13 protein-coding genes are annotated in these 17,358 nt (G+C 67.6%); 7 read left to right on the forward strand and 6 right to left on the reverse strand.

Annotated elements, in window-relative coordinates; translation table 11 throughout:
- Both ACXU4B_RS10365 and ACXU4B_RS10370 read left to right on the forward strand, forming a co-directional pair.
- Nucleotides 1-372 (forward strand): YadA-like family protein (locus ACXU4B_RS10365; RefSeq protein ID WP_458910872.1); only part of this gene is annotated, 372 nt, incomplete at its 5' end.
- A 62-nt stretch (nt 373-434) separates the two neighbouring features.
- The gene (locus tag ACXU4B_RS10370; RefSeq protein ID WP_131412800.1) at nt 435-2,369 is read left to right on the forward strand and encodes a S8 family serine peptidase; all 1,935 of its coding nucleotides are present in this window, start codon (nt 435-437) and stop codon (nt 2,367-2,369) included.
- A gap of 119 nt (nt 2,370-2,488) precedes the next feature.
- Here ACXU4B_RS10370 and ACXU4B_RS10375 read toward each other — a convergent pair whose 3' ends face one another.
- On the reverse strand, nt 2,489-3,787 hold the full coding sequence (locus ACXU4B_RS10375) for an amidohydrolase (protein WP_131412798.1): 1,299 nt from the start codon (nt 3,785-3,787) through the stop codon (nt 2,489-2,491).
- A gap of 148 nt (nt 3,788-3,935) precedes the next feature.
- Between ACXU4B_RS10375 and ACXU4B_RS10380 the strand changes: the two genes are divergently transcribed.
- On the forward strand, nt 3,936-5,624 hold the full coding sequence (locus ACXU4B_RS10380; protein WP_131412796.1) for an AMP-binding protein: 1,689 nt from the start codon (nt 3,936-3,938) through the stop codon (nt 5,622-5,624).
- Nucleotides 5,625-5,650: 26 nt separating this feature from the next.
- Here the strand turns inward: ACXU4B_RS10380 and ACXU4B_RS10385 are convergent, their stop codons facing one another.
- Nucleotides 5,651-7,480 carry a sensor domain-containing phosphodiesterase gene (locus ACXU4B_RS10385; protein WP_131412794.1) on the reverse strand — a complete coding sequence of 610 codons (1,830 nt, stop codon included), beginning with the start codon at nt 7,478-7,480 and terminating at the stop codon, nt 5,651-5,653.
- A 124-nt stretch (nt 7,481-7,604) separates the two neighbouring features.
- Entirely contained in the window at nt 7,605-7,982 is a 378-nt protein-coding gene (locus ACXU4B_RS10390; RefSeq protein ID WP_131412792.1) for a peptidase C13, read from the reverse strand.
- A gap of 111 nt (nt 7,983-8,093) precedes the next feature.
- Here ACXU4B_RS10390 and ACXU4B_RS10395 point away from each other — a divergent pair, with 111 nt between their 5' ends.
- Nucleotides 8,094-8,942 (forward strand): alpha/beta hydrolase family protein, encoded by an 849-nt coding sequence (locus ACXU4B_RS10395; protein ID WP_131412790.1) that lies wholly within the window; start codon nt 8,094-8,096, stop codon nt 8,940-8,942.
- Nucleotides 8,943-8,955: 13 nt separating this feature from the next.
- Here ACXU4B_RS10395 and zapE read toward each other — a convergent pair whose 3' ends face one another.
- Both zapE and ACXU4B_RS10405 read right to left on the reverse strand, forming a co-directional pair.
- The gene (gene zapE / locus ACXU4B_RS10400; protein WP_131412788.1) at nt 8,956-10,074 is read right to left on the reverse strand and encodes a cell division protein ZapE; all 1,119 of its coding nucleotides are present in this window, start codon (nt 10,072-10,074) and stop codon (nt 8,956-8,958) included.
- A gap of 74 nt (nt 10,075-10,148) precedes the next feature.
- Nucleotides 10,149-10,838 carry an alpha/beta hydrolase gene (locus tag ACXU4B_RS10405; RefSeq protein ID WP_131412786.1) on the reverse strand — a complete coding sequence of 230 codons (690 nt, stop codon included), beginning with the start codon at nt 10,836-10,838 and terminating at the stop codon, nt 10,149-10,151.
- A 57-nt stretch (nt 10,839-10,895) separates the two neighbouring features.
- Here ACXU4B_RS10405 and ACXU4B_RS10410 point away from each other — a divergent pair, with 57 nt between their 5' ends.
- A complete protein-coding gene (locus ACXU4B_RS10410; RefSeq protein WP_131412784.1) occupies nt 10,896-11,513 on the forward strand; it encodes an acyl carrier protein phosphodiesterase in 618 nt (205 codons plus the stop codon).
- An 86-nt stretch (nt 11,514-11,599) separates the two neighbouring features.
- Here the strand turns inward: ACXU4B_RS10410 and ACXU4B_RS10415 are convergent, their stop codons facing one another.
- On the reverse strand, nt 11,600-12,121 hold the full coding sequence (locus ACXU4B_RS10415; protein ID WP_165583250.1) for a c-type cytochrome: 522 nt from the start codon (nt 12,119-12,121) through the stop codon (nt 11,600-11,602).
- A 341-nt stretch (nt 12,122-12,462) separates the two neighbouring features.
- On the opposite strand from ACXU4B_RS10415, the gene ACXU4B_RS10420 reads away from it, so the two are divergent.
- Complete coding sequence (locus ACXU4B_RS10420; protein WP_131412780.1) at nt 12,463-13,710, forward strand: efflux RND transporter periplasmic adaptor subunit; 1,248 nt, start codon at nt 12,463-12,465, stop codon at nt 13,708-13,710.
- Between the two features lie 172 nt (nt 13,711-13,882).
- Nucleotides 13,883-17,119 carry an efflux RND transporter permease subunit gene (locus ACXU4B_RS10425; RefSeq protein WP_131412778.1) on the forward strand — a complete coding sequence of 1,079 codons (3,237 nt, stop codon included), beginning with the start codon at nt 13,883-13,885 and terminating at the stop codon, nt 17,117-17,119.
- Nucleotides 17,120-17,358: the final 239 nt, after the last annotated feature.

Genomic DNA, 17,358 nt, shown 5'->3' on the forward strand with positions numbered 1-17,358 from the left:
GCCAAGACCTATACCGACGCCACGGCAACGCAGACGCTGAACACGGCCAAGGCCTATACCGACGCGGCGCTGGGCAACCAGCAGTCGATCTCCGACTTGCGCAACCAGATGAACGACCAGTTCAACAACGTCAACCGTCGCCTGGACCGCGTGGGTGCGATGGGTGCGGCCTCGGCTCAGATGACGGCGAACACCTCGGGCCTGGCCGGTGACAACCGCGTGGGCTTCGGCGCCGGCAACTACAACGGCCAGTCGGCCTTCGCCGTGGGCTACCAGCGCGCGTTCAACAACAACCACGCCAGTGTCTCGATCGGCGGCTCGGTATCGGGTTCCGAATCGTCCGTCGGCGTCGGCGGCGGCATCAGCTGGTAACGCGAAGCGGGCGCCCGCCTTGGGCGCCCGCTTTCCTGCACAGAATCATTCGGGGAATACACATGAATCGCTCGAACTTTTTTCGCCTGACCGCGCTCGCTGCCGCCATCGGTTTCACCACGGCACACGCTGCCGGCGCCACCACGGCGGCGCCGGTGCTGCACTCGACCATCAACCTGACGACGATGAATGCCAACGATACGTATGACGGCTTCATCGTCACCTATCGCAACGGCACGACCGAAAAGACCAACGGCAGCGCAGCGGCGCAGAACGTGAGCGCCGCGGTGTCGCGAGCCAGGCTCGACGCCGCGGCCTTCAAGACGACGCCGTCGAAGGCCGTGACGGTGAGCTGGAAGCGCAAGCTCGGCATCGGCGCCGACCTCGTGCGCACCAGCCGCAAGCTGAGCCAGGGCGAAGCCGTGGCACTGATGCAGCAGATTGCTGCCGATCCGGCCGTGGCCCACGTCGAGCCCGACGTGCGCATGCACATCGTGAAGGACACGCTGCTGGCGACGAAGAGTTCGGTCGGCACCAGCACGCCGAACGATACGCTGTTCGCCAAGTATCAGTGGCACATGCGTGCGGGTAACGGCACGGTGGAAACCATCGGCGCGGATACCACCGGCTACGCCAACTATGGCGGCAGCAATGCAGCCACCGCGTGGCTGAACTACGACGGCACCGGCGTGATCGTGGCCGAGATCGACACCGGCGTGACCCAGCATCCGGACCTCAACCTCGCACTGGCCAACAGCGGCTACGACTTCATCAACGATGCGGGGACTTCCGGCCGTGCCAGCGACGGCCGCGTGGCCGGCGGCTGGGACACCGGTGACTGGGCTTCCAATGCCGTGTGTGGTTATGTCGAGAACAGCAGCTGGCACGGCACCCATGTGTTCGGCAACATCGGCGAGGTGACCAACAACGCCACCGGCATGGCCGGCGTGGCCTCCGGTGCGCAGGTGCTGCCGATCCGCGCGCTGGGCCATTGCGGTGGCATGACCTCGGACATTGCCGATGCGATCACCTGGGCTTCGGGCGGCCACGTGGACGGCGTTCCGGACAACCAGAATCCCGCGCAGGTCATCAGCATGAGCCTGGGCGGTCCCGGTACCTGCCAGGCCACCGATGCGTTTGGCACCGCGATTGCCGGTGCGATGTCGCGCGGCGCCACCGTGGTGGTCGCCGCGGGCAACAACAGTTCGGACGCTTCGCAGTTCTCGCCGGCCAGCTGTCCGGGCGCGATCGCGGTATCTGCCGTGGGCATCACCGGCAGGCGTGCGTTCTACTCCAACTACGGCAACCTCATCTCGATCGCCGGTCCCGGTGGTGGCATCTATACCAATGATGATCCGAACACCGCGACGCAGAACGACGCCGGTGCGGTGTGGTCCACGCTCAATGACGGCACTACCGTCGTGGGTAATCCGACCTACGGTGGCATGGCGGGTACCTCGCAGGCCACGCCGCATGTGTCGGGTGTGGTGGCGCTGATGGTGGGCGCGGTGAAGGCCGCCAACCAGCCGGCGCTGACGCCGTTCCAGATCCAGGAGGCACTGATCGCCTCCGCCCGTCCGTTCCCGGTGAACCAGGGTCATCCGTTCGGTGCAGGCATCGTCGATGCCAATGCCGCCGTGGCGGCCGCGCTGAATCCGAAACTCACGGGGCTGCCGACCGCGCTGTCCAGCGGCACGGCGGTATCCGTGTCGGGCAAGGCGGGTGATTCCTCGCTGTACACCATCACGGTGCCGGCCAACGCCACCAACCTCACCATCCGCACCGTGGGTGGTACGGGCGATGTGTCGCTGTACGTGAAGCAGGGCATCCCGGCGGCCGCCAACGGCAGCAACGCCGATTACGCGTCGGCCAAGCCCAATATCAACAACGAAAGCGTGGCGATCACCTCGCCGGCGGCCAACACGTGGTACGTGCGCGTGGCGGGCGTGAAGGACTTTGCCAACGTGCAGCTGATCGCCAGCTACGTTGCGCATTGATAGGGGGGCATGCCTTCCGGTCCCCTCGGGTGGGTCGATGACCACCCGAGGGGCCGGAAGCGTGTTTGGCCTGGCGAGGCCCCGGCAACAGGGCCTTGTTACCTGTCAGGGCGTGCGGGTCACGACGCAGGTGTGTTGAGGAAGTCCAGCGTCGCCTGCAACATCGATTCCATGCCGACCTTCAGCGCGCCTTCGTCCATGAAGAATTTCGGCGAATGGTTGGCCGGCGCGCTCGACGCGTCCTGGCCCACCGGCGTCGAGCCGACCCAGAAATACACGCTGGGTACCTGTTGCGCGAAATAGGCGAAGTCTTCCGACGCCATCCACGGTTTGGTTTCGACGACATGTGAGTCGCCGATGGCCTTGCCGATGCTGGCCTGCACGCGCGCGGTCAGCGCGGGCTGGTTGACCAGCACGGGGTTGCTGTCGCCGACCGGCGCCTGCACGTCGACGGTGGCGCCATTGGCGGCCGCGACATGCTCGGCAATGCTCTTGAGGTTGTCGATGGCCTGCTGGCGCATGCCCGCGTTTAACGTGCGCAGCGTGCCCTGCAGTTCCACCTGGTCGGGCACGATGTTGTAGCGCGAGCCGCCTTCGACGATGCCGAAGCTGAGCACGGCGGGCAGGTCGCCGATGTTGAGCTTGCGGCTCACGATGGTTTGCGCGGCGCTGATGATTTCCGCCGAGGTCACGATCGGGTCGACGCCGTTCCACGGCATTGCGCCGTGCGTCTGGCGGCCGTGCACCACGAGCTTGAACCAGTCCGAGCCCGCCATCGCCGGGCCCGGCCGCACGGCCACGGTGCCGACGTTGAGCGAGCTCACCACGTGCATGCCGAACATGGCGTCGGGCTTGAAGTCGCGGAACACGCCTTCCTTAAGCATCAGCGACGCGCCGCCCTGTTCGCCCGGAGGCGCGCCTTCTTCCGCCGGCTGGAACACGAACATCACTTCGCCGGGCAGGTCCTTGCGCATGCCCGCGAGCGTGGTGGCGAGGCCGAGCAGCATGGCGGTGTGGGCGTCGTGTCCGCAGGCGTGCATCACCCCCGTCTGCTTGCCGCGGTATTCGCCCTTCGCCTTGGAGGCAAACGGCAGGTCCACCTGCTCGGTCACCGGCAACGCATCCATGTCGGCACGGATGGCCAGCTTCGGCCCCGGCCTGCCACCCTTGAGGATGCCGACGACGCCGGTATGCGCGATGCCGGTATGGACTTCCATGCCCAGCTTCTTCAGCTGGGCAGCCACCATGGCCGACGTGCGTGTTTCGCGATTGCCCAGTTCGGGATGCTGGTGGATGTCGCGTCGCCACGCGGTGACCTGCGGCAGTTCGCCCTGCACGAGTTGCGCGGTGTCGGTGGCATGAGCGGAACCTGCAGCAGCAGTGGTGGCAAGGGCGAGGGCAAGCACGGTGCGACGCATGGGAAGTCTCCGCGGAAGGAGGCTCGATCCTAGCGCGTCACCGCAGCCGGCAGGGAAGAGCCAGGGCCGCTGCGGCGAAAATCGAAGCCGTTCGAAGGACACACGGGGGAATGCTATGCTCGGGCGCCGGTCACCGAGGGATCCCGCGATGCGCGCGCCAAGCTATGTCCAGGGCGTCAGCCGGCAGCCGCTGCTTGGCGACACGGTGGGTTCGCTGCTGGATCGCATTGCCGCGGCACACCCCGAGCGACCCGCGCTGGTCGTGCGCACGCAGGACGTGCGCCTGAACTACCGGCAGTTCCACGCGGAAGTCGAACGTGTCGCCGCTGCGCTGGTCGCGCTCGGCTTGCGCCCCGGTGACCGCATCGGCATCTGGGCGCCCAATCGCGCCGAATGGGTGGTGTTGCAGTTTGCCGCGCCCAAAGCCGGGTTGATCCTGGTCAACATCAATCCGGCCTATCGTCTGCACGAACTGGAGTTCGCGCTCAACAAGGTGAGTTGCCGCGCGCTGGTCCTGCCGCGGCGCTTCAAGACGTCGCATTACCTGGACCTGCTGCTCGGGCTGGCACCCGAGCTCGCTGACTGTGCGCCGGGGCAGCTGCAATCGGCGCGACTCCCCGCCTTGCGCGAGGTGATCCTGCTCGACGACGAGGGGGCGCCGGGCACACGCACGTGGCGCGAACTGGCCGGGCACGCCACGGCGGAGGCGATCGCCGGACTGCGCGCGATCGAGGGCGGGCTGGGCTTCGACGACCCGGTCAACATTCAGTTCACCTCGGGCACCACCGGCGCACCCAAGGGTGCCACCCTCACGCACCACAACATCATCAACAACGGTTTCTTCATCGGCGAGGCGATGCGCCTCACCGAGCATGACCGGCTGTGCATACCGGTGCCGTTCTACCACTGCTTCGGCATGGTGCTGGGCAATCTCGCCTGCGTGACGCACGGTGCCTGCATGGTGATCCCGGGCGAGGGCTTCGACGTACTCGCCACGCTCGAGGCCGTCGAGCAGGAGCGTTGCACGGCGCTGCATGGCGTGCCGACGATGTTCATCGCCGAGCTGGAGCACCCGGAATTCCATCGCTTCGACCTCAGCACCTTGCGCACCGGCATCATGGCCGGCTCGCCGTGCCCGATCGAGGTGATGCGCCGTGTGGTGGACGAGATGCACATGGCCGAGGTGACCATTGCCTACGGCATGACCGAGACCAGCCCGGTGAGCTTCCAGACCACCCGCGAGGATCCGCTGGAGCGGCGCGTGGACAGCGTCGGGCGCATCCATCCGCACGTGGAAGTGAAGCTGGTGGACGAGGACGGCCGCATCGTGCCGCGCGGCACGCCCGGCGAGCTGTGCACGCGCGGGTATTCGGTGATGCGCGGCTACTGGGACGACGAGGCACGCACGCGCGAGGCCGTCGACGAAGCGCGCTGGATGCACACCGGCGACCTGGCCGTGCTCGATGACGATGGCTATTGCACCATCGTCGGCCGCCTGAAGGACATGATCATCCGCGGCGGCGAGAACGTGTATCCGCGCGAGATCGAGGAGTTCCTGTACACGCATCCGAAGGTGCTGGACGTGCAGGTGTTCGGCGTGCCTGACCCGAAGTTCGGCGAGCAGGTCTGCGCCTGGGTCCGGCTGCGCGACGGCTGCGCGTCCAGCGAGGCCGAGATCCAGAGCTACTGCCGCCACCACCTCGCCTACTTCAAGGTGCCGCATTACGTGCGTTTCGTGGACGCCTTTCCCATGACGGTCACCGGCAAGGTGCAGAAATACCTGATGCGCGAGGCGATGGCGGACGAGCTCGGCATCGGCGCGGGCATGGCGCCCTGACCGGCGCGAAGGATTGTTTCGTCGGCCTAGACCGCGCGGCGCCCAGGTAGCGCGCCGCGATGCGCGGCCAGCCACGCCGGCACTTCGTTCGCCGGCAGCGGGTGGGCGATGTGGAAGCCCTGTGCCTCGTCGCAGGCCATGCCCAGCACGCTGTCGTAGAGCTGCATCGTCTCGACCCCCTCGACCACGACGCGAAAGCCCAGGCTGCGGGCCAGTTCGGTCACCGAGCGCACGATCGCCTCGTCGTGCCGGCTGCTGCCCATGCCGCGCACGAATGACTGGTCGATCTTCAGGCTGGTGGCCGGCATCTGGCGCAGCGCGGCGAGATTGCTGTAACCCGTGCCGAAGTCGTCGATCGCGATGCTCGCCCCCAGCGCGCGGATCGCGCTGAGGTGGCGGTGGGTGGCGGCGCTGTGCTCCAGCAGCGTGTTTTCGGTGAACTCCAGTTCCAGCGCTTCCAGGTTGAGGTCGTGGTGCGCGGCCACGCGCTGCAGTCGCCCCACCAGATCGGCGCCGAGGTCGGTGCTGGAGACGTTGAGCGAGAGCTTGATGTCATGGCCGGCGCGCCGCCATGCCGCCAGCTGCGCCACGCCATGTTCCAGCACCCATTGGGTGAGCGAGTGCATCAGCCCGGCGCGCTCGGCCAGTCCGATGAACTGGCTGGGCGGCACCGACCCGAGTGTCGGGTGGTTCCATCGCGCCAGTGCCTCGACGCCCACGCAGCGACCGCTGTCGAGGTCCACGCGTGGCTGGTAGTGCAGGTCCAGCTCGGCGCGCTCGGTGAGGGCGGCGGCCAGTTCGGTGACCAGGAAGAATTCCTGCTGGTGGCGCTGGTCCTGCGTGCGGTCGTACACGGCCCAGCCGCGCACGCTGCGTTGTGCCTCGTGCGAGGCGTTCATCACCAGTCGCAGCGGATCGCCGCCACGCAGTTCGTTTGCGTTGATCCTGAGCAGCCCCACGCCGGGCTGGATAGTGAGTGGAATGCCCAGGCAATCGAACGGCCGGCGCAGGCGCGCGATCAGGTCGTCGAGCCGCGCGGCGTCGGCCAGCATGCGGTCGTCGGGCAGCACGGCGGCAAAGCGCGCGGTGCCGACCTGGTACAGGCGCGTACCCTGCGGAATCCAGGCCAGCAGGCGGTGGGCGACGGCGCGCATCAGCTCATCCGCATAGGCGTGGCCCATGGCGCGGATGAACGCGTTGAAGCGCTGCACCGGAGCCACGTCGATGGCGATGGCCCAGGCATGCGGCACCTCCGCGTTCAGGTGCGCGCGCAGGTCGTCGAAAAAAGCGTGACGATGGGGTAGCTGGGTGATCGGATCGGTGCGGCCCAGGTAATGGCGCAGCACGACGCCGGTACTGGCCAGCACGGCGGCATCGCGCAGCGCGTTGTGCTCGCTGTCGGTGAGCGACGCGCGCGGCACCCGGTCCATCACGCACAGCGCGCCGATCTGCTGGCCGGTCAGGGCAAACACCGGCTCGCTGGCAAAAAAACGGATTGGCTCGGGCGCGGCGTCGAGGCTGAGCGCAGCGTCGCGGAAGCGCGGGTCGAGCAGCGTGTCGGGGACGACCTGCGAGGCCTGGCTGCGCATCGCCTGGCGATACAGCGGGTGGAGCACCAGCGGATGCTGCCCGGCCACTTCGTTGCCGCCGGCAAACCAGTACGCACCGCCGCCATTGAGCACGAGCGCCACCAGCGGGACATGCAGCGAACGCGAGACGAGTCGTACCACGGCGTCGAAGCCGGGTACCGCGAAGGCATCGGCCGGCGCGTCGCTGGCCAGCTCGCCGGCCGCGGTCGGCAGCTCCCCCCACTCGGCCGCGTGCAGCCCCGGGCCTGGTCCCGTGGTCGTGTGCATCGCGAGTTCCCCCCTTAAGGAACGGCGTTACGTCTCCCGGGGGCAGGCTACTGCAGCGCAACGGTCCCGCACAATCACGAAACCTCGCGTGCCTGCGTGCCCGTCTGGCAGCCCGTCGGGGGCCTTATTTGGTCACGCTGAAATCGATTTCGATCGGGTAGGGCGTGGGCTGGGCCGGCGGCGCCGGCACCATCAGGCTGGCGAACTGGCCGGCCATGCAACGGGCGACCGGCGTCTCCGGCTGCACTGCGATCTGGGCGAGGCGACCGTCCGCAAGAATGTTCGCCACCAGGGTGAACGGGGTCTTGTCGGCGGGCATGTTGCTGGCGATGCAGGACTTGTACATGTCCGTGGTGCCATTGCCGATGTGGTCCCAGAACTGCTTCTGGTAGGCCGGGCCGGTGGCGGCGCCTTCGGTCAGCTTGGCCTGGGTGATGCGCGCGTGGAAGTCGGCGCCGGCGGCGGGACTCAGCTGCAGGGCAAGGGCGAGCAGGATGGGCATGGCGGCTCCGGCGAATCGGGATGCGTGACGTTACCAGTTGCGCGGCCGGCATTCATGACGGCGCGCTGTCGCGCGGTTATGGTGGCGCTGCCTGTCCATGGGGGTGCATCGATGATGGCGTTACCGCGTCTGGCCGTGTTGCTCGCATCCGCCGTCATGGCGAGCGGCGCGTTGGCGGCGACCTCCGTGCCGGTGCCGCGCGCCGACGGGGCGACGACCCCGCTGCTGGTCTACGAGCCGGCGTCCACCAAGGACTGCCCGCCGCTGCTGTTGATCTCGCACGGCGCCGGTGGCAGCGAACAGGGCTACCGCTATCTCGCCGAGGCGATGCAGCGCGATGGCTGGCTCGCCATCGTGATGGGTCATCGCGAAAGTGGCAGCGCGCCGCTGCGCGCCGATATCCGCGCGCAGGGACTCAAACAAGGCATCGGTGCGCTGGTCGCTGACGCGGGGGCGTATCGCGCACGCTTCATGGACATCGACGCGGCCAGGCAATGGGCCGGGCAGCGGTGTCGCGCGCCGTACACCGCCTTGCTCGGTCATTCGATGGGCGCCGTCACCGTGATGCTGGTGGCCGGCGCGCGCAATCTGCTGGGCGTGCAGGGCGAGGGCGGCTTCGATGCCTACGTCGCGTTGTCGCCGGAAGGGCCCGGTCGCGTCTTTCCGGCGGATGCCTGGGCCTCCATCCACGCGCCGATGCTGCTGATCACCGGCACTCGCGACGGCGGGCTCGATGGCGATTACCAATGGCGCACGCAGGCGTTCGACGGGCTGGGCCCGGGTTGCCGCTGGCTGGGCGTGATCGACGGCGGCAGCCACCTCAACTTCGCCGGCCTGGGCGTGTCGGGCAAGACCGAACAGGCGACCGTGGCGCTGACGCAGGCCTACCTCGATGCCTTGCGCGCCGGGCACTGCGGCGCGCCGCCGTCGCTCCCGGGTGTGCGGGTGCGAAGCAAATAGCGCGGCCCGCCGGTCAGGGCAGGTGCTCGCTGGCCAGGTACTCCTCGCTCTGCATCTCGATCAGTCGCGATTCGGTGCGGCCAAATTCCGCGCGCAGGCGCTCGCCGTCGTACAGCTCGGTGATCGGCGCGGCGGCGGACAGGATCAGCTTCACGCGACGGTCGTAGAACTCGTCGACCAGCAGCACGAAGCGGCGGGCGGCGTCATCGGTGTAGACGGTGAACTGCGGCACGTTGGAGATGATCACCGCCGGGCCCATCCTGGCCAGCTCGATGTAGTCGGACACCGCGCGCGGGCCTTCGCACAGCGCGGCGAATTCGAACCACAGGATGTTGTCGGCGCGCTTGCGCAGCGGCACCAGGCGATCATTGAGCACGATCCCGCCGCCTTCCACCACCGCGCCCCGGGCCTGGGTCGAAAAGATGCGCGCGAGCGCGCGCTCGGCTTCCGCGCTGGGCGGCGTGTGGTAGACCGGCGCCTGCGACAGCGCACGCAGGCGCCAGTCGTGCGAGGAAATCATCTGCACGACCTGGCAGTGCTTTTCGATCAGCGCGATGGCGGGCAGGAAGCGCGCGCGCTGCAGGCCGTCCTTGTAGAGATTCGCAGGCGCCGTGTTGGACGTGGTCACCAGCGTCACCCCGCGCTCAAACAGCGATTGCAGCAGCGTGCCGAGGATCATGGCGTCGCCGATGTCGTTGACCAGGAATTCGTCCAGGCACAGCACGCGGCAACGTGAGGCGATGCTGGCGGCCACCTCGAGCAGCGGATCCTGCCGCTCGCCCAGCGCACGCAGCTGTTCGTGCACCTCGCCCATGAAGCGATGGTAGTGGCGTCGCAGCGCCATGCCATGCGGCAGGCTGGCGACGAACATGTCCATCAGGAAGGTCTTGCCGCGACCGACGCTGCCCCACAGGTACAGGCCGGTTACACCCTCCCGCGGGTCGCTGCCGAGCAGCGACTTCAGGCGTCCGAACAAGCCGCCGCCCTGGTCGGCCGCGGCGGCGATGAGGGCCGCATGCATGCGGTCGAACTCGGGCAGCAGCAGCTGCTGCGCAGGGTCGCACTGCCAACGGTGCGCCGAGACGCCTTCGAGGTAACGCGCGCTGGGCGCGAGCTGGGGGGAATCACTCATCGGTACGACAGGCTCTCAGGGCGCTTCGCCGCAGGGCGACGCGACAGACTGGACGGGATGGAGCGCGCGCGGCATCAGCCGTGCCGCAGCGGCGGCAGCCAGGGCTGGATGGCGTGCTTGACGGCGCCGCGCAGGTCCATCAGGCGCCGGTGGAAGAAGTGGCTGGTTTCGGGCATGCGCACGAGCTCGGGCTTCCTGGCCATGCCGTCGATCCAGTCGAACACAGCCTGCGGATCGACCACTTCGTCTTCTTCGCCCTGCACCACCAGCCAGGGGCAGGTCGGCAGCTGGAAGCCCTCGAACGACCAGCGCCCGGCCGGCGGCGCAATGCTGATCAGCGCGTCGGCGCGCAGCCGCATCGCATTGCGGATGGAGACATAGCTGCCGAACGAAAAGCCGGCCAGCCACAGCGCGTCATCCGGGCGCAGGCGTCGCACCCAGGCCACCACGGCGGCCAGGTCGTCGCCTTCGCCGTTGCCGTGGTCGAAACTGCCTTCCGACTCGCCGGTGCCGCGGAAATTGAAGCGCACGGTGTCCAGCCCCGACTCGCGCAGCGAGCGTTCCACCATGGTCACCACCTTGTTGTGCATGGTGCCGCCCTGCAGTGGGTGGGGATGGCAGATCACCGCCGTACCGCGCCGGGCCTCTTCGGGCAGCGCCACGTCGCTGATGGATTCGAGCTTGCCGGCCGGGCCGCCTAGCGCGAAGCTGGCAGCCTGCTCGGGAAAATGGTCGGGCTGGGTGGGGAGCGTGACGGGATTCATGGCCAAGATGATAACCGCCGTGCGTGTCGACCGGTCGCGACGGGACGGGGAGGGCGCATGAACCACCTGGCGCACACGCTGCTGGCCGGCGATGACGAGCTGCTCCAGCTGGGCGGCCTGATGGGCGATTTCGTGCACGGCAAGCCCGACCCGGCCCTGCCGGAAGCCCTGGTCGCCGGCATCCGCCTGCACCGCGCCATCGACGTCTACACCGACGCCCACCCCGAGGTGGTCGCGGCGCGCGCGCTGCTGCCGTCGCCGTACCGGCGCTATGGCGGCATCCTGCTGGACATGTGGTTCGACCACCTGATCGCCCGGGACTTCGGGCGCTGGAGCGCGAGGGGGCTGGAGGACTATTCCGCCGCCGTGCGCGACATGCTGCGCCGGCACGAGCCGTTGCTGCCGCCTACGCTGCAGCGGTTCCGCCTGTACATGGAAGCCCACGGTCTTCCCGCCGGTTATGCGCGGCCCGGGGAAATGGCGGCGGCGCTGGACGGCATCTCGCAGCGGCTGCGCCGGAGCAACCCGGTGGGCGAGTCGTTGCCGGTGCTCAGCCGGCTGGACGCGGCGCTGCAGCCGCACTTCGAGGCGTTTTACCCGCAATTGCAGGGGTTTGCCGCGGAGTGGATCGAAGCGAACGGCTCGCCCGCGCCCGAGGGAGCCGGGCCGGGCTGAGCATCGCTGGTGCGCCGGCGCCGTCCGCGGCAAACGAAAACGCCGCCCGTGGGCGGCGTTTCTCGCAGGCTTGCCTGATCAGGCTGTTACTTGGCCTGGTCGACGATCCAGTGGACAGCGTTCTTCACCTGCTCTTCGGTCAGCGCGGGGTTGCCGCCCTTGGCCGGCATCATGTTGCCGTCCGGACCCTTGTAGCCGTCGATCGCGTGCTTGACCAGGGTGTCGAGGCCCTGGGCGATACGCGGAGCCCAGTTGCTCTTGTCGCCCAGCTTCGGCGCACCGGCGATGCCGGCGGTGTGGCAGCTGTGGCAGAGGTTGTCGTAGATGGTCTTGCCGTCGGTGGAACCACCGTAGGCAACCTGCGAGGCGGCGGCCTTGGCGGCGGCTTCCTGCGCGGCGGCCATGGCGGCGCGGCCGGTGTCGCCGGCATAGACGGCGCCGGCCGGAGCGATGCGTTCGGCGACCTGCTTGGGGGTCTCCGGGTTGATTTCCTTCGGCTCGTGATCGTAGATCAACCAGGCGCCCCCAATCAGAATGAGGGTCAGCACACCCAGGCCCGCGATCAGCAACGAGAAGCTGCGCATGAAGCTCTGGTCGGATTTGGTCAGGGAACCGCTCACGCAATTACTCCAGTCAATGGACGGCCCATGCGCCCGAGTGGGCCATGGGGCAGACAACAAGCGACCGATTATAGTCGAAGCTCGCGGCAGTTTTCAGGTCATTGCGACAGTTCAGCGCCGGGACGGCCAATGCGCCTGTTTTCACGCAGGTTTCGTCATCCTGCCGCCAAATGCATGTAAAACCCTGCCATCGGTCATAGGGCACCCATGTCAACTGGCATTGTCCATTACCGTTGAACTGACCCTATGCTTTCATCCGTCGTACGAGTCAGGCGCGCGCGGCGCGCCGGTGGGGCCGGATGGCCCGCCTTCAATTCTGGGAGTTTTTCATGTCGCGTTTTTGGAAGATCGCGCTGATCGTTGTGGCCGTGATCGTGGTGGGAGCCGTCGGCTTCCGTCTGCTGCGCAAGCCTGCCACCGAGGACGGGGCGCAGGGGCAGCAGAGCGGTCAGAAGCAGGGACAGGACGGCAAGGGCCAGGACACGCCGGTGCCGGTAACGGTCGAGCCGGTGGTCAAGCAGGACGTGCCGGTGTATCTCACCGCCCTTGGCACGGTGCAGGCACTCAATACGGTCACCATCAACCCGCAGGTCAGCGGGCAGATGCTCAGCATCAATTTCAAGGAAGGCCAGGAAGTGAAGAAGGGCGACCTGCTGGCGCAGATCGACCCGCGTACGTTCCAGGCCGCCTATGACCAGGCCTCGGCCAAGCAGGAGCAGGACGAGGCCCAGTTGTCCACCGCCCAGAGCACGCTCAAGCGCAACGATGCGCTGGTGGCCAAGGGCTACGTCGCGCAGCTGGACATGGACACCTTCCGCAACAACGTGGCCAACCTGACCGCCACCGTGGCGGCCGACCGCGCGGCCGTGCGTTCGGCCAAGGTCAACCTCGACTACACCCGCATCATTTCTCCGATCGACGGCGTGGCGGGCATCCGCAATGTCGACCCGGGCAACGTGGTGACCACCACCACCTCGGTGGTCACGCTCACCCAGATCCATCCGATCTACGTGACCTTCAGCCTGCCCGAGCAGAACCTGGACATGGTGCGCAAGGCCGCCGGCGTCGGCGACGCGCTGGAAGTGCTGGCGCTGGACCGCGCCGACGCACACACCATCGCCGGCGACGGCCAGTTGAACGTGATCGACAACCAGATCGACACCACCACCGGCACCTTCAAGCTGCGTTCGATCTTCCAGAACACGACCGGCGACCTGTGGCCGGGCCAGTTCGTCAACGTGCGCCTCAAGGTGCGCACGGTGAATGGCGGCCTGGTGATTCCGGCGCAGTCGGTGCAGCGTGGCCCGGACGGCGATTACGTCTATCTGGTGCAGCAGGACCAGACGGTGAAGATGCAGGCGGTGAAGGTCGCCGGCGAAGTGGGCGACAGCCACGTGATGATCGGCGCGGGCCTGGCCCTTGCCGACAAGGTGGTGACCGAAGGCCAGTTCCGCCTCAAGCCCGGCAGCAAGGTCAAGGCGCTCAAGCCCGGCGAAGTGCCGACCGCGCCGACCGCCGCCGAGGTGGACAAGGCCAAGAAGCGTGCACAGCAGGGTGGCGGCGGCCGCCGCGGCTGAGCCCGGAGGGGCGAGGGATGAGTGGCGAGGGCGCGATCACCGCACGTTTCGCGACACACCACGGCAAGGAGGCGCCACGGACGGGCGCCTCGGCAATTCGCCCCGCGTCCCTCGCGCACCGACGTAGCGCGTCTCCAGGACTCGCGTCCGCCACTTAACAGACGGCATACCTATGGGCTTCTCCACACTCTTCATCCGCCGACCGATCGCGACCTCGCTGCTGATGGTGGCGGTGTTGCTGCTCGGCGTCCTGGGCTACCGCGAGCTGCCGGTTTCGGCGCTGCCTGAAATTTCCGCGCCTAGCCTGGTGGTCACCACGCAGTACCCGGGCGCCAGCGCATCGACGATGGCCTCGCTGGTCACCACGCCGCTGGAGCGCAACTTCGGCCAGATCTCCGGCTTGACCATGATGACCTCCGACTCGTCGGCGGGCCTGTCCACCATCGTGCTGCAGTTTGCGATGGACCGCGACATCGACATCGCGGCGCAGGACGTGCAGGCGGCCATCAACCAGGCGCGCGGCACGCTGCCCAGCACGCTGCCGTATCCGCCGGTGTACAACCGCGTGAACCCGGCCGATGCGCCGATCATGACGCTCAAGCTCACCTCGGACAGCCTGCCGCTGCGCGACGTGAACAACTACGCCGATTCGATCCTGGCGCAGAAGCTCTCGCAGGTGCAGGGCGTGGGCCTGGTGTCGATCGCCGGCAACGTGCGCCCCGCCGTGCGCGTGCAGGTGAATCCGTCGCAGCTGGCCAACCTCGGCCTGACCATGGAGGACGTGCGCAGCTCGCTCACCGAGGCCAACGTCAACGCGCCCAAGGGCACGCTCAACGGCGCCACGCAGTCCTACAGCATCGGCACCAACGACCAGCTGGCCGATGCCGCGGCCTACAAGAGCACCATCATCGCGTACCGCAACAACGCGCCGGTGCGCCTGTCCGACGTGGCCAACGTGGTCGACGGCGTGGAGAACGACCAGCTCGCCGCCTGGGCCAACGGCAAGCCTGCCGTGCTGCTGGACATCCGTCGCCAGCCGGGCGCGAACATCGTGCAGACGGTGGAACAGATCCGCAACATCCTGCCGCAGCTGCGCGCGGTGCTGCCGGCGGACGTCCACCTGGATGTCTTCGCCGACCGCACCATCACCATCCGCGCCTCGGTGGAGGACGTGCAGTTCACCCTGATCCTCACCATCTGCCTGGTGGTGGCGGTGATCTTCGTGTTCCTGCGCCGCCTGTGGGCCACCATCATTCCGTCGGTGGCAGTGCCGCTGTCGCTGATGGGCACCTTCGGCGTGATGGCCTTCACCGGCATGTCGCTGGACAACCTCTCGCTGATGGCGCTGACCGTGGCCACCGGCTTCGTGGTGGACGATGCGATCGTGATGATCGAAAACATCGTGCGCTACATCGAGCAGGGCAAGGACGGCAAGGAAGCGGCCGAGATCGGCGCGAAGGAAATCGGCTTCACCGTGCTGTCGCTGACCGTGTCGCTGATCGCGGTGTTCCTGCCGCTGCTGCTGATGCCCGGCGTCACCGGCCGACTGTTCCACGAATTCGCCTGGGTGCTGACCATCGCGGTGGCCATCTCGATGCTGGTGTCGTTGACGCTGACGCCGATGATGTGCGCCTACCTGCTCAAGCCCGATGCGCTGCCCGAGGGCGACGACGCGCACGAGCGCCATCACGCGGCGGGCAAGCGCACCTGGTGGTCGCGCCTGGTCGGCCTGTATGAAGGCTCGCTCGACTGGGTGCTGGCCCACCAGCGCCTGACCATCACGGTGGCGGCGATCACCGTGGTGGTCACCGTGTTCCTCTACATCGTGATTCCCAAGGGCCTGTTGCCCGAGCAGGACACCGGCCTGGTCACCGGCGTGGTGCAGGCCGACCAGAACGTGGCCTTCCCGCAGATGGAGCAGCGCACCAAGGCCGTGGCCGAGGCGCTGCGCCGTGACAAGGCGGTGAGCGGCGTCGCTGCTTTTATCGGTGCCGGTTCGATCAACCCCACGCTCAACCAGGGCCAGCTCAGCATCGTGCTGAAGGATCGCAGTGACCGCGATGGCCTCGACGAAGTGCTGGCGCGCCTGCAGCAGGAAGCCGCCGGCATCCCGGGCGTGGCCCTGTACCTCAAGCCGGTGCAGGACGTGACGCTGGATACCCGGGTGTCGGCCACCGAGTACCAGTACTCGTTGTCGGACGTGAACGCGACGGAACTGTCCGGCTATGCCAGCCAGATGACCCAGGCGCTGCGCGAACGCAAGGAGCTGTCCGACGTCGACAACAATCTTGCCGACCAGGGCACCTCGCTCAAGCTGACCATCGATCGCGAGAAGGCCAGTCGTCTCGGCGTGCCGGTGCAGACCATCGACGACACGCTGTACGACTCGTTCGGCCAGCGGCAGATTTCCACCATCTTCACCCAGCTGAACCAGTACCGCGTGGTGCTGGAGGTGGCGCCGCAGTTCCGCAGCAGCACCGCGCTGCTCAACCAGCTCACCGTGAAGAGCAACGGCAGCGGTGCCTTGACCGGCAGCAACGCCACCAGCTTCGGCCAGGTCGCCTCGAGCAACTCGTCGACCAGCACCGGCCTGGGCGTGGCCAACACCGGCGTCGTCATCGGCGTGGGCGGCACCATTCCGCTGGCCTCGCTGGCCACGGCCCAGGTGACCAATGCGCCGCTGGTGGTGAGCCACCAGCAGCAGCTGCCGGCGGTGACGGTGTCGTTCAACCTCGCGCCGGGCTATTCGCTTTCCGAGGCGGTGAAGGCGATCCACGAAGTGGAAGAGCAGCTCAACTTCCCGCCGCAGGTGCGCGGCCAGTTCATCGGCAAGGCAGCGGAGTTCTCCACCTCGCTGACCAACGAAGTGCTGCTGCTGATCGCCTCGATCGTGGTGATCTACATCGTGCTGGGCGTGCTGTACGAGAGCTACATCCATCCACTGACGATCATTTCCACCCTGCCGCCCGCGGGCGTCGGTGCCTTGCTCGCGCTGATCCTGTGCGGCATGAGCTTGTCGGTGGACGGCATCGTGGGCATCGTGCTGCTGATCGGCATCGTGAAAAAGAACGCGATCATGATGATCGACTTCGCGATCGAGGCGCAGCGCGAGGGCATGAAGCCGCACGAGGCGATCCGCCGCGCCTGCCTGTTGCGCTTCCGCCCGATCATGATGACCACCGCCGCGGCCATGCTGGGTGCATTGCCGCTGGCACTGGGCAACGGCATTGGCGCCGAACTGCGCCGTCCGCTGGGTGTGTCGATCGTCGGCGGCCTGCTGTTGTCGCAGCTGGTGACGCTCTACACCACGCCGGTGATCTACCTGTACATGGAACGTTTCTCCGACTGGCTGCGCGAACGACGCGAGCGTCGCGAGCTGGCCCGCGCACAGGCGCGTGGAGCGATGTGACCGGGCAGGCCAGGCGCTGGCTCGCCTGCGAAGTAACGACGACGGACCCCGAGGGGGAGCAGCCATGGGCTGCTCCCCCTTTCGGCGTGTTGGACCCGGCGGTGATTCAACCGTTCGCGCGCCCATGCGTTAAGCCTGTTGGGCCGGCGGCCCGTTCATTCCGGCGCATCCGTGCGTTGCTCCGGCTATCTCCAGCAGCTGTACTGCGGTGGCTCATCCCCAAGCCGCCATACGGCGAT

It is taken from the genome of Dyella soli (assembly GCF_054482295.1).